The sequence below is a fragment of the Escherichia sp. MOD1-EC6475 genome (assembly GCF_003046645.1).
In the GTDB taxonomy this organism is placed as follows: Bacteria; Pseudomonadota; Gammaproteobacteria; order Enterobacterales; family Enterobacteriaceae; genus Escherichia; species Escherichia ruysiae.
This window is the reverse complement of the sequence record NZ_PZKQ01000018.1, coordinates 1-13064: the sequence shown is the minus strand read 5'-3', so window position 1 is coordinate 13064 and position 13064 is coordinate 1. Positions and strand designations below refer to the sequence as shown.

The window sequence follows — 13064 nt, the reverse complement described above, 5'->3', positions numbered from 1 at the left end:
GAGGGACTGATTTACGCCAGTGCCGCTTCGCGCAGGCGAGTTTTCAACTTGTTGTACTCGTCAATCACGTACTGCTCGGCGGCGCGCTGATCGGCGATCGGCTCGACGCGCACGGCGCAGTATTTGTACTCCGGCGTTTTCGTAATCGGGCTTAAGTTTTCGGTAACCAGCTCGTTACAGGCACCAATCCACCACTGGTAGGTCATGTAAATCGCCCCTTTGTTCGGACGATCGCTGACCTGCGCGCGGGTGATAATTTTGCCTTTACGCGAGTGCACCCAAACCAATGCCTCGTCTTCAATACCCAGACGTTTGGCGTCTTCGGTATTGATTTGTGCGTAGCCAGGTTCATCAGCCAGCGCCGCCAGCGCCGCACAGTTACCGGTCATCGAACGACAAGAGTAGTGACCGACTTCACGCACCGTTGACAGCACCAGCGGGTACTCGTCGGTGAGCTTGTCGATTGGCGCTACCCAGTCGCAGGTGAAGAACTGCGCCAGACCGTTCGGGGTATCAAACTTCTCTTTAAACAGATATGAAGTCCCCTGATCGGCATCTGATGTATCGCGGCAAGGCCACTGAATGAAGCCCAGTTCGCCCATTTTCTCGTAAGTCGCACCGTAGAAATCCGGGCACAGATGACGCAACTCATCCCAGATCTCCTGGGTGTTGTTGTAGTGCATCGGATAACCCATACGGGTGGCGATTTCACTGATGATTTGCCAGTCCGTTTTCAGATCCCACTTCGGTTCAACCGCTTTGAAGAAACGCTGGAAGCCACGGTCAGCCGCAGTGTAGACACCTTCATGTTCGCCCCACGAGGTTGACGGTAAAATAACATCCGCCGCCGACGCGGTTTTGGTCATAAAGATATCCTGGACGATGACCAGTTCCAGATCTTCAAAGGCTTTACGTACTGCCGACAGTTCCGCATCAGTTTGCAGCGGGTCTTCGCCCATAATGTACGCCGCACGGACTTCGCCATGTGCCGCACGGTGCGGCAGCTCGCTGATGCGATAGCCGGTATGAGCAGGCAGGCTTTCCACGCCCCAGGCTTTGGCGAATTTCTCGCGGTTAGCCGGATCTTTCACGTACTGGTAGCCAGGGTACGTATCTGGCAGCGCGCCCATATCGCAGGCACCCTGCACGTTGTTCTGACCACGAACCGGGTTAACGCCCGCATGTGGCTTACCGAGGTTACCCGTCAGCATTGCGAGGCTGGTCAGAGAACGTACGGTTTCCACGCCCTGATAGAACTGGGTAACCCCCATGCCCCACAGAATGGATGCACTTTCGGCCTGGGCATACATCCGCGCCGCCTGACGAATCTCACTGGCGCTGACGCCGGTGATATCTTCAACCGACTCCGGCGTGTAGCCTTCAACGATTTTACGATACTCTTCAAAGCCTTCTGTTCGAGAAGCGACGAACGCTTTGTCGTACAGATTTTCTTCAATAATGACATGGCCCATCGCATTTAACAGCGCGATGTTCGAGCCGTTTTTCAGTGCGATGTGCATGTCAGCAATGCGCGCGGTTTCAATTTTACGCGGATCGCAGACGATAATTTTCGCCCCGTTACGTTTAGCGTTAATTACGTGATTCGCCACGATTGGGTGGGAATCCGCCGGGTTGTACCCGAAAACGAACACTAAATCGGTATTATCAATTTCGTTAATAGCATTGCTCATTGCGCCATTACCGACCGATTGGTGCAGACCTGCAACCGATGGGCCGTGTCAGACACGAGCGCAGCAGTCAACGTTATTGGTACCAATAACGGCGCGCGCAAATTTTTGCATTACATAGTTGGTTTCGTTACCCGTACCACGCGAGGAGCCGGTCGTCTGGATGGCATCCGGACCGTACTTCTCTTTGATGGCGCTCAGGCGCTCGGCAACGTAATTCAGTGCCTCATCCCAGGAAACAGGTTCGAGTTTGCCGCCACGCTGGCGACGGATCATGGGGGTTTTCAGGCGCGGGGTCAGGATCTGGGTATCGTTAATGAAATCCCAGCCATAATAACCCTTCAGACACAGAGTACCCTGGTTGGTTTTCCCCTGCGCTGCCTCCGCCCGGACGATTTTGCCGTTATCGACGACCAGGTTGATTTTGCAACCTGATGCGCAATATGGGCAAACCGTGACGACTTTTTTCATCGGTCTCGCTCCAGTTAATCAAATCACGCATACGCGCTCTCGACTACAGTATGCATCTTTTATGCCACATTTTATTTGGGGACATTCCTTGATATTACGGGCACTATTTATTCAAAACTCTGACGAAAAACAGGCTGTCGTCAGTTTTGACGTGACGAAACGAAATACCGCGTGACAGCCATCACGCGGCAGACATTTTATTTTTTCTCGGTGATGGGAGCCGCCTGATACCCGCCGCCCAGCGATTTCATCAACTGAATACTTTGGATCACGCGGCGGCTATCCAGCATCAGTAGTGACATCTCTTCGGCAAGCACCGGCAATTCGGCTTCGGTTGCCTGTAAGCGGCTGGTTAAACCGCGCTTGTAGGCGGCGTCGGCGGCGCGCTGGGTGAAGCGGGTCGCTTCTACGCGTTCTGCCTGCATCTTCCGCTCGTCATTCAGCGTTTGCAGACGCGTGCCATTGACTGCAACGTCGCGCACTGCGTTCAGCACGGACTGGTTGTAACGTTCAATCATCATGTTGCTGGCAGCACGAGTGCCTTCGAGATTGGCATTCAACCGCCCACCGTCAAACAACGGCAATTTCAGACCCGGAATGAAGTTGAACTGGCGACTGGTTTTTTTGAAAAAGGTATCCAGGTGGATGGAATCCAGTCCGAAAAACGCTTTGATATCAAAGCTTGGGTAGAACAGCGCCCGTGCGGAATCCACCTGATCTAATGACGCCTGAACATACCAGCGCATGGCTTGCAGATCCGGGCGTCTGGCGAGCAACTCATAAGAGAGTGTCGCCGGAATGCCGGTCTGGACTTGCGGTAATGCCACTGGTTTGATCTCCGGCATATCGCTGGCGCCCGCGCCAGTCAATGCGCGCAGAGATTCTCGCGTTTCAGTGATTTGCCCTTTGACGGCAGCAATTTGTTTATCGACCGCCAGAATCTGCGCCCGCGCGCCGTGGAACGGTACTTGCGCTTCCAGGCCGTGCGCCACTTTACTCTGGTGCGCTCTCACTGCGTAATCAATCACGCTGCGGGTTTGCTCTAACAGATCGAGCATCTGGTAGCTGGCCTGCATACTGTAATAAAGCTGCGCTACGCCTGTAGTGAGCGACAGTTCCACTGCCGCAGTTTCTGCCAGCGCGGCGTTATGCGCGCCAATGGCTGCGGCAACCGCTGAGCGATGTACGCCCCATAAATCGAGATCTAATCCGGCAAATAAACCTACGGTGGCTTCGGTGTAGTACGGACCATCCATTCCCAGTGCGGGCGCATCCATCGCATAAGGGCTTAAAAAGCCGTTGGCAGAGACGCGCTGGCGGTTGAGCATCCCTAATGCCGCCACCTGCAATTGTGAACCAGCATCTAACAAATCTGCCTGCGACTGCGCTTTTTCTTCCCGCAATTTCGCTTCGGCGAGGGTGTGAGAACCGCTTAACGTCCGTTGGATCAGCGCATCCAGTTGTGGATCATTAAACTGTCTCCACCACTGCGCTTGCGGCCAGCCGGAACTGGCAAGATGAATATCATCGGCAAGTTTGATCTGTTCTGGTTTAAGCTGTTGATGAGGGGCTGAATCCTTACGCACTAACGCACAGCCGGAAATCAGCGTCGCGCTGCCGAGAATGCTGCACAACAACAAGCATGAAAGTTGACGATTGATCATTGAGTGGCTCCTTGTGCCTGTTCCGTGGCGGGCGTTAATGCCGGGGCTGTCCAGTCTGGCAAGCGGGCGATGAGCTGACAGACGTGTTGCTCTTGTTTTAATAAGGTGGGCAGGATGGCCTGCGAGGCGGGTATCTCTTCAAGCGTTATCAGGGGAGAATGGCTGAGTGCGGTTGCCAGAGCGGCAGCGTATTTCTCCAGTGCATCGGCAAAGTGGCTGGCTCTGTCCGGCTGGAGCGCGTGATCAAGCGCCTGAGCCGAGTTCCAGGTGGCATCCCAGGCGTGAAGAATGTCGCGTCCCTGACGAATAACTGTTTGCGAGCGTTCAATCAGTAAGGCGCGTTCATTGCCATCCAGTTGACGTTCAAGCGCCACGCGTTGGCACATTTCTTCACAGGCATTAAACGCCGCATGTAGACCTATACGAATTTGCAGATAAGTGCGCAGAGCCGTGACTTCCTGTTGGCGCGGGATACGCATCAGTTTGCTTAACATACCCAGCGCGCCAGCCAGTTTTTGCGGCAGCGCGCGCGCTTCGCTTTCAGGCCAGACAAAGGTGTAAATCACCGCCGATACCGCCGTACCGATAAGAATGCCGATGGCACGATCGCGTATTTCCACCAGGTCGTAAACCGGACCAAAGACGTTTTCGAGCGTGGCGAGAGCAAAGGTCACCACCATCTGCGTGCCGATATAAGAAGAACGCTCAGAGCTGGTGGCGAACCACGCGCCCACCAGGAAAATCGGTGCCAGTACGAGCAGCAATTCGACAATATTGTCCAGCCATGGCATGACCAGTAGCGTAAACAGCAACGCCAGAATTGCACCGCAAAAAGCTCCGCCAAAACGTAGCGCCATCTTCTGGTACGAAGAACCGATATTGGGGTTAGCGACGATCACGCAGGTCAGCATACAGGTATGAATGCCTTCCCAGTCCACGCCGCTGTAGAAGGTGTAACAGATCAAACAGGCCAGCAGTGTTTTTACCGCGTAACGCATATAGTCCGGATTAGTAAAGGCATCGGCGACCATTGACGGCGGTTTGACGGCGGGCGTTGGCGGCGTGTGCGGATCCATCTGACCAAGCTGTAACAGTGTCTGGCAGATATTCTCCAGGTTACATTCCCGTGCCGCCATCGCTTCATCTTCACTAAGCCGCCAGTCGCTTTGCCAGCACTGCCCTTTGGCAATAGCATGTTGCAGCTTGTTGATTTCAGCGGCTAATTTTTGCCGAAACTCAATGATTACCTGCGAATCAGCAAAAGAGGTGGGATCGTAGCGATTCAGCGTGGAGTAAATGTAGGTTACCGTTGCCACGCAGCTTTGCCACCATGCGCTATGGGTTCGCCAGTCGGCGTCGTCCGCGAGGCAAAATACATTCAGTTTTTGCAGCGCCAGCGCCTCTCTTTCAATCCGCGTTTCGGGTAGCGGCGCAAGACTTTCTGCCAGGTGACGTACCGCGTCATCAAGCCGATCATTAAGCGCCTGATGCATCTGCGTAATGGCGCGGCTGGGAAACCACAGCACGCCGATTAACGTCATCAGCAAGGTTGGATAGAGGCCGACAACGATGCACCACAGCGTTAAACGCACGACCACTTCCGGGTAGTCGAGCATGGCGGGGAAGGTTTGCCCGTAAATGGCGACAATGGCGACGGCGAAAAAGACCAGTCCCAGCCGATGGGTGCGCATCAAAAACATGCAGCCCATCAGGACAGGACCTGCGATGATCAATCTGATCAACGGTTCGCCGTATGACCATTTGTAGATCAAAAACAGGCTGCCGATCTCCAACACCGTGGCGACCACAAACAAGATCGCGACAAATTTGGTGTAAAACGCGTTCGACTGAATACCGTAAAACAGCACCGCCAGTGATAACGCCACGAAAGGGATCTCGAAGGTCATTGAGATCAGAATCACCAGCAGGCAGCCTACCCAGAGCTGCACGGTCTGCGGCACACGACCAGGCCGCCGCTCGCTTAACTCTTCATGAAAGAACGCCAGCAGCCTGACCACCGGTAATGGCAGGGAGTTGAGGGCGCTCATTATTGCGGCTCAAGATTAGCGACTGCCGACGCGCCGATGCGAAACATTTCCGGGTCAGGTTTATCGACCATGATTTTGACCGGAAAACGCTGGGCAACGCGAACCCAGTTAATAGAACGAGACACTTTCGGCAAGCCGCCAAGCACCAGACCGCCGTCATCCGGCAGCACGCCGTAGCCAATCGAATCCACTTTACCCTCGAAGGTTTTGCCGCTGTCGCTCATCAGGCGGATTGTCGCAGGCGTACCGGCATGAATATTTTTCAGATCGGTTTCGCGGAAGTTGGCAATAACGTACCAGTGACGGGTATCGATTAGCGTGAAAATAGGGCGCATTGCGGAGGCAAATTGCCCAACCGAGGTTTTGAGAGAAATGACCCGACCATCAAACGGTGCGCGAACGGTTGCCATTTCCAGATGCAGTTTGGTCAGAGCGATATCCGCTTCGACCGCCGCACGTTGGGCGACCAGTGCATCGACGCCGCTGACGCCGCTGGCGGCTGACTGCGCCTGCAACAATACGGCATTAAGGTCGGCCTCTGCAGCGCGCTGTGCAGTTCTCGCACGGTCAACTTCTTCAGCAGAAACAAAACCTTCTTTCAGTAATGGCTCGGTGCGATGCAATGTATCGCTGGCCTGTTTAGCGGCGGCGCGGGCTTTTTCTACCGTGGCGTTAACTGAGTCGGCGCCAAACTGTTGGGCGTTAACGCTACGCTGGGTGAGCATAATTTGCTTATCCAGTGCGGCGAGGGAGGCTTCGGCTTTCGCCAGATTCGCTTCGTAAGGGCGAGGATCGATACGAAACAGCAAATCGCCCTGTTTGACTGCCTGGTTGTCTGTGACTGCCAGTTCCACAATACGACCGCTGACTTCCGGCACCACATCGATGGTATCGGCAGAAGCATAAGCGTCGTTGGTTGATGGCGCACTGTCTACGCGCCAGATAACGAAAACGAGGGCAACCAGCGCCAGCGCAACGACCAGCAGGGCAGGGATCTTACTGCGAGGAGCTTTTTTCGGCGTACTTTCCATGAGCGCATCTCAAATAGATTAGAAAAATGCCAGCCAGAACAGCATGGCGTAGAGAGCAAAAAGGGCGGTATAAATAATTCCGACAAATGCCAGATTGATATTTGCCCTCTGAATAATTCGCCTCGTGATGAGTGTCACAATAAGGCTGGCGATAGCGCAGAAAAACCAGCTTGGATAATAAGCACCAATCACCGGGATCGCCGGAGATAATGAGCATCCCGAAACCATGAAGACGGGAACTATCCAGGCTGTTTTTTTGAGGTGCATCGCCATGCGAGAGAGAACTGTTGGCATATTAAATACATCCTGTCTGCTGCGAACAATATCTGTAGTGAATATCAATATCCATTGAAGGCGTCAGTATGGCTATTTTCTTGATGAATAAAAATAGCTTTATTCAGCCACCGCATTCATAACTTATATATATTGTGTATTAATTTTCTGCATATATTTTTAATATAAATGCTTTCGGGGGCTTGAACGCCCCCGAGAATGAGTGGAATTAATTCGGGGTTACGATATTCACCCACAAATCAAAATTATCCAGACAGGTAATAATTTCTTCCAGTTTCGCACCATTGCCAATAATTTTGGCTTTCTTCGCTTTTACCAGATCCGCCATTTTCGCCTGTCCGGTCAGCACGGCGTGCAGATCTTCACGGTTAATGTAGAAAGAGGCGTCGGCTTGCGGTTGCAGCGTTTTACGGTAGTTAAGCACGCTATCGTTCAGGGTCAGGTTGAGGTTATCGCCGTTACTCATATTGAAGTTCAGGCTGATATTCTTCCCGGCGGCTTTTTCGCTATCGAGGCGAACAGCCATAAAGTCGAACAGCATTTCGACCGACATACCGCGAATGGTATCCGGGGAACCGGTGGTGCCATGGCTGAATTTATGTACCCCTTCGCGCAGCTCTTTCGCGCCGGTCAGGTAGAAACCGCGCCAGGTGGCGGACTCTGCCTGATAACCGAGCTGTTCAAAGTTATTGGCTTGCAGGTTTTTCGCCACCTGGTCACCCGGATTGGCGGCAATCACCTGTTTCAGCAGTTCTGCCGACCAGCGATAATCACCCTGCTTGTTCGCTTCTTTCGCCAGGTTGATGACACGGGCAGAACCGCCCAGCGCCTGCACATAACGTTTACCCATCTCCACCTGACCATACGGATGCAGGTTTGCCGGGTTACCGTCGTAATAGCCGAGATAGAAGTTATATACCGCACGGGCGTTGTGGCTGACAGAACCGTAATAGCCACGGCTGGCCCAGTTATTGGCAAGCGTTGGCGGCAGCTTAATCATGTCGCCGATTTCATTCATGGTGTAGCCCTGGTTTGCCAGGTGCAGGGTCTGGTCGTGAATATACTTGATGGTATCGCGATATTTACCAATATAATCATTGATATGCTTATTGCCCCATACCGGCCAGGTGTGCGGCATAAACAGGACTTCTGCTTCGTTACCCCACATATCCAGCGTTTCGTTCAGATACTCGGTCCATTTGCTGGTATCGCGGGTTTTCGCGCCGCGCAGAGTGTAGAAGTTGTGCAGGGTATGAGTAGCGTTCTCGGCGGTACACAGGGCTTTCAGTGCCGGAATATAGAAATGCATTTCCGCTGGCGCTTCGCTGCCAGGGGTCATCAGGAAGTCAAACTCCAGACCGTCGATAATCATCTTCTCGCCAGTTCTGACGATAGTTTTGGTTGGCGCAATAATGCTTGGGTCACCGGTTGCCAGCGTCACGCCGAGGCCGTTACCCACGTTACCCTGCGTGTTGTGCGGCAGTAACAGGCCGTAAGAGTAGAGCGCACGGCGGCTCATAATATTACCCGCCAGTACGTTTTCGCTGATGGCTTCGTCCATAAAGCCAGCAGGGGCAATCACCTGAACTTTGCCCGATTTAACATCAGCTTCAGAGATAATGCCTTTCACACCGCCATAATGGTCGGCGTGGCTATGGGTGTAGATAACCGCAACAATCGGTTTTTGCGGACGATGCTGGAAGTAAAGGTCAAGTGCGGCTTTTGCAGCTGGCGGCGTCACCAGCGGGTCGATAACAATAATGCCTTTCTCGCCTTCCACGAACGTAATGTTGGAGATGTCCTGACCACGCACCTGATACATTTTATCGGTGACTTTGAACAGGCCAGAAATACCGTTGATCTGCGACTGACGCCACAGGCTGGGGTTTACGGTTTCCGGTGCAGCGGAATTAATATCAAATTTGTAATCATCCGCGCGGTAGTAAACTTTGCCATTCGCATCACGAAGAATACCTTCATCGAGCAGCGGGGCGATAAATCCACGCTGGGCATCGTCAAAATCCTGACGATCGCTAAACGGTAATGATTTGGCGTAATTCTGATTTACCTGTTGCGTATATTGAGTGGCGGCTTTCGCTTCATCTGTTGCGTAAGCGGTATTTACCATCATGCTGCTGGCGGCGGTTAAGGCAATAACAATCCTGCTCAAACGGAATAACTGAGAGTTATTCATATAAATCTCCATTTATCATTTATGTCGTAAATATGTAATCCATGCAAAATACGTCATTTAAAGCTGGCGTTATCATAATTGGGAAACGACGACTTTAATAAACGGAAGTGTGAGCGGAACGAGCCATTTTATTAGGCATTTGTGCTGAAGGTGAAAAAGTACGGCATATCTATTAATAATATCAATAATGTGACATGAATTATATTTTCATTATATATATTGCTTTCCTCTTTCACTTCGCCAGGAAGTACGCACAATGATTAATCAGGCGAATAATGCGGAGTGTAACCATGAAACCCGTGGTGCTGGTGGTGCTGGATATGATGTTGCCTGATACCAACGGCCTGATGGTATTACAACAACTACAGAAAATGCGTCCTGCATTGCCGGTGGTGATGCTGACCGGTCTGGGCAGTGAGTCTGATGTGGTGGTCGGGCTGGAAATGGGCGCGGATGATTACATCTGCAAGCCATTTACCCCACGGGTAGTGGTCGCGCGACTAAAAGCGGTGTTACGGCGCGTTGGCGTGCTGGCGGTCAATGAGGAGAAAAATGCCGGGCTGTCATTTAATGGCTGGTATCTCGATACCACACGCTGCCAGCTACACAATCCGCGACAGCAACTTGTTGAGCTGACTCAGGGCGAATATGGCTTGTTGCTGGCTCTGGCACAAAACGCCCGTCGGGTATTGAGCCGTGAGCAGTTGCTGGAGTTTACCCATAGTGACAGCATAGAGGTGTTTGATCGCACCATCGACGTATTAATCATGCGACTACGACGCAAAATCGAACTGAACCCGCATCAGCCAATGTTGATTAAAACTCTGCGCGGTCTGGGTTATGTCTTCGCTGCCGACGTGCATTAATCCGACATTTCTGTTTGCAGCTCTTCCAGTGTTTTTGCCCCGTCGATGGCGTTGGCGCATAACAGGCTCGCGCGTGCGCAGGCATGTGCCAGTTTGATGCTCTCGGTAAGCGTCCAGCGTTCGTGGCAGCCATACAAAAATCCGGCACAAAACGCATCACCCGCGCCGACGCTACCGATAATCTCGCGCGGTTCTAATTTCCGTGAGGGTATCCACATGCCGCCCTGTTCTGGCGTCTCTCCCCATGCGCCTTCCGCGCAGTGAATCACCACGCGCTGGCGCACGCCCGCATCTAACAGTTCGCGCGCGGCGGCGGCAATATGCGCGATATGTGGCTCACCGTTGGGCAAACGAATCTCCAGCCCGCTAAATTCTCCGGCCTCCAGTTCGTTAATCACCAGATAATCCAGATGACGCAACGCGGGCAATACCAGCGGCTGATAGCGCGGATCGCCCTTGCGGGAAACCAGATCGAGACAGGTTTCATAGCCAGCGTCATGCATCTGCGCCAGCAAGCGGGCGCTGCGAGTGCCATAAACATCGTCTGGCATATCCAGGCTTTCGAGCAGGAGCAGATAGCCGAGATGGAAGATTTTCATGCTGCTATCAAGCTGGTCGAACGCCGGGAGATCCAGCAGCCGGTTAGCGCCCGGTGAATGGAAAAATGTGCGCTGTCCGCTGGGATCGGTCATCACCTGCGACATCGACGTCGGCGCAAAGGTGGTGCGCTGCACATGCTGGCGGTTGACGTGGTATTGCTCAAGCATCGCCATAATGTAATCGCCATCGCTGTCCTGACCGATTAGTCCGACCGCCTGCAAAGGCAGCCCGGCGCGCATTTTCGCCAGCGTCAGCAGGACGTTAAGCGGTGCGCCACCGGTAGAGCGTTCGCTGTGGGTGATCTCCGCCAGCCAGCCGCGCTCCGGCCACTGGATAATCTGGTGGACGTGATCAACCAACATATTTCCTGCTGCGATAATACCTTTACGTTCCATCATGCCAGCTCCTGGATTAGCTAATGCGCTACCGCCGGGCAGCGTCGCCGCCCGGCCTCGGACTTATTTCACCGTCCAGCCTTTGTAATTACCGACGTTGTCTTTGTCGATCATCGTCACCGGGATTAGCACCGGCTCTTTCGGCGCGGGCTTGCCCTGCAAAATGTCATAACCGATCTCAACGGCTTTCGCCGCCATCACCTGTGGGTCTTGCGCGGGAGTCGCGACAAACAACGAGTTCTCACGCTTCAGCGCCTCTTCGGCGTCCGGGCTACCATCCACGCCAACAATAAAGAACTCGTTACGTTGTGCCTGTTTTGCTGCCAGATCGGCACCGATCGCGGTGGGATCGTTAATCGCAAATACGCCGTCGATCTTCGGATTCGCCGCCAGCAGCCCGGTCATCACCTCCAGCCCGCCTTCACGACTGCCTTTGGCGTTCTGGTTGTCTGAGAGCACCTTGATGTCAGGATGGCGTTTAAATTCGGTCTGGCAGCCTTCGACGCGGTTCTGCACGGCGGACACCGGCGGCCCGTTGATGATCACCACGTTGCCTTTGCCTTTCAGGCGATCGGTGATGTATTTACAGGCCATTTCGCCCGCCTGGGTGTTATCGGAAGTAATGGTGGCGTCGGCACCTTCTGCCGCTACGTCCACCGCCACCACCACGATCCCGGCGTCTTTCGCCCGTTTCACCGCCGGGCCGATCCCTTTTGAATCGGCAGCGTTAAGGATGATCATATCGACGTTGGCGGCAATAAAGTTATCTATTTGCGAAACCTGCTGACCCAGATCGTAGCCACTGGAAACCAGCGTCACTTTGACGTTATCGCCTGCCAGTTTGCGCGCTTCCAGCTCCGCGCCTTTGGTTATCTGCACGAAGAACGGATTCGCCAGATCGCCCACCGTCACGCCTATCGATTTCAGTTCTTTCGCCTGGGCGAACGGTGCTGCGACCAGCAGCGCGCCTGCACAGAGCGCGGTCACTAAGGGCTTCAATCTCATGCTGTATTCCTCATGTGTAGGGTATTGTTGTTATGCGCTTTGATGATGTCGGGTACGGTATTTGTCGATCAGCACCGCAATGATGATCACCGCCCCTTTGATCACCAGTTGCCAGAAGTAAGAGACGCCCATTAAGGTCATGCCGTTGTTTAGCGTGGCGATAATCAGCGCCCCCACCAGCGTGCCGGTGATGGTGCCGATGCCGCCGACAAAACTGGTGCCGCCGAGGATCACCGCCGCAATGGCGTCCAGTTCGTAACCCATGCCTAAGTTGCCGTTGGCGCTGTACAGTCGCGAGGCACTCATAATTCCGCCCAACCCTGAAAGCAGGCCGCTCATGCCATAAACAAACAGCAGCACCAGCCAGACTTTTATGCCGGTAAGACGTGCCGCCTGCATATTGCCGCCGACGGCGTAGATATGAACGCCAAGCGTGGTACGGCGCAGAATAAACCAGCACAGCACGATTACCGCCAGCGCAATGACCACCAGCCAGGGGATCGGTCCAAGATAGTTGTTGCCTATCCACTCGAAATTAATGTTGGAGTTGATAACCGTAGTGCCATCCGCCAGCAGATACGCCGCCCCGCGTAGCGCCGTATAGGTGCCGAGTGTGACGATAAACGGCGGTAATCCGGCGAAGGCTACCAGCGCGCCGTTGAACAACCCCAGCAGCAGGCCGAGCATCAGCGCAGCCGGGATCGACAGCATGGCGAACTCCGGGCTAAGGGAGACGACCATCGCCGCTACCGCCGTGGTGCCAAGAATTGAACCTACAGAAAGATCGATCCCGCCGGTCAATATAATG

9 protein-coding genes and 1 pseudogene are annotated in these 13064 nt (G+C 53.7%); 1 reads left to right on the top strand and 9 read right to left on the bottom strand.

What is annotated here, in order from left to right:
* Window positions 1-11: 11 nt before the first annotated feature.
* The 6 genes from fdhF to yjcS form a co-directional block, all read right to left on the bottom strand.
* Window positions 12-2159, bottom strand: coding sequence for a formate dehydrogenase subunit alpha (gene fdhF / locus A7589_RS05715; protein ID WP_077630356.1), 2148 nt, complete (start codon window positions 2157-2159; stop codon window positions 12-14).
* A gap of 197 nt (window positions 2160-2356) precedes the next feature.
* Window positions 2357-3823 (bottom strand): multidrug efflux transporter outer membrane subunit MdtP, encoded by a 1467-nt coding sequence (gene mdtP / locus A7589_RS05710; RefSeq protein ID WP_000610540.1) that lies wholly within the window; start codon window positions 3821-3823, stop codon window positions 2357-2359.
* A complete protein-coding gene (mdtO, locus tag A7589_RS05705; protein WP_001275235.1) occupies window positions 3820-5871 on the bottom strand; it encodes a multidrug efflux transporter permease subunit MdtO in 2052 nt (683 codons plus the stop codon). The genes mdtP and mdtO overlap by 4 nt, the downstream gene beginning before the upstream one ends.
* On the bottom strand, window positions 5871-6902 hold the full coding sequence (gene mdtN, locus A7589_RS05700) for a multidrug efflux transporter periplasmic adaptor subunit MdtN (protein WP_000446396.1): 1032 nt from the start codon (window positions 6900-6902) through the stop codon (window positions 5871-5873). The genes mdtO and mdtN overlap by 1 nt, the downstream gene beginning before the upstream one ends.
* Before the next feature lie 18 nt (window positions 6903-6920).
* Complete coding sequence (locus A7589_RS05695) at window positions 6921-7196, bottom strand: YtcA family lipoprotein (RefSeq protein WP_010358139.1); 276 nt, start codon at window positions 7194-7196, stop codon at window positions 6921-6923.
* Between the two features lie 208 nt (window positions 7197-7404).
* On the bottom strand, window positions 7405-9390 hold the full coding sequence (gene yjcS, locus A7589_RS05690; protein ID WP_105282759.1) for an alkyl sulfatase YjcS: 1986 nt from the start codon (window positions 9388-9390) through the stop codon (window positions 7405-7407).
* A gap of 299 nt (window positions 9391-9689) precedes the next feature.
* Between yjcS and A7589_RS05685 the strand changes: the two are divergent.
* Window positions 9690-10256 (top strand): annotated as a pseudogene (locus tag A7589_RS05685) (winged helix-turn-helix domain-containing protein); the annotation flags it as partial.
* On the opposite strand, the gene A7589_RS05680 reads toward A7589_RS05685, so the two are convergent.
* The 3 genes from A7589_RS05680 to A7589_RS05670 form a co-directional block, all read right to left on the bottom strand.
* Entirely contained in the window at window positions 10253-11254 is a 1002-nt protein-coding gene (locus A7589_RS05680) for a carbohydrate kinase family protein (RefSeq protein WP_000970595.1), read from the bottom strand. The pseudogene A7589_RS05685 and the gene A7589_RS05680 overlap by 4 nt on opposite strands.
* Window positions 11255-11314: 60 nt before the next feature.
* Window positions 11315-12256 (bottom strand): ABC transporter substrate-binding protein, encoded by a 942-nt coding sequence (locus A7589_RS05675; RefSeq protein ID WP_001237477.1) that lies wholly within the window; start codon window positions 12254-12256, stop codon window positions 11315-11317.
* 30 nt (window positions 12257-12286) lie between these two features.
* The coding region (locus A7589_RS05670) for an ABC transporter permease subunit (protein ID WP_108188760.1) at window positions 12287-13064 on the bottom strand (778 nt) is incomplete at its 5' end.

What these genes read in the sequence shown, in the direction of transcription:
- mdtP (WP_000610540.1), bottom strand. Translation starts at nt 3,823, where the DNA reads ATGATCAATCGTCAACTTTCATGCTTGTTGTTGTGCAGCATTCTCGGC.
- mdtO (WP_001275235.1), bottom strand. Translation starts at nt 5,871, where the DNA reads ATGAGCGCCCTCAACTCCCTGCCATTACCGGTGGTCAGGCTGCTGGCG.
- mdtN (WP_000446396.1), bottom strand. Translation starts at nt 6,902, where the DNA reads ATGGAAAGTACGCCGAAAAAAGCTCCTCGCAGTAAGATCCCTGCCCTG.
- A7589_RS05695 (WP_010358139.1), bottom strand. Translation starts at nt 7,196, where the DNA reads ATGCCAACAGTTCTCTCTCGCATGGCGATGCACCTCAAAAAAACAGCC.
- yjcS (WP_105282759.1), bottom strand. Translation starts at nt 9,390, where the DNA reads ATGAATAACTCTCAGTTATTCCGTTTGAGCAGGATTGTTATTGCCTTA.
- A7589_RS05680 (WP_000970595.1), bottom strand. Translation starts at nt 11,254, where the DNA reads ATGATGGAACGTAAAGGTATTATCGCAGCAGGAAATATGTTGGTTGAT.
- A7589_RS05675 (WP_001237477.1), bottom strand. Translation starts at nt 12,256, where the DNA reads ATGAGATTGAAGCCCTTAGTGACCGCGCTCTGTGCAGGCGCGCTGCTG.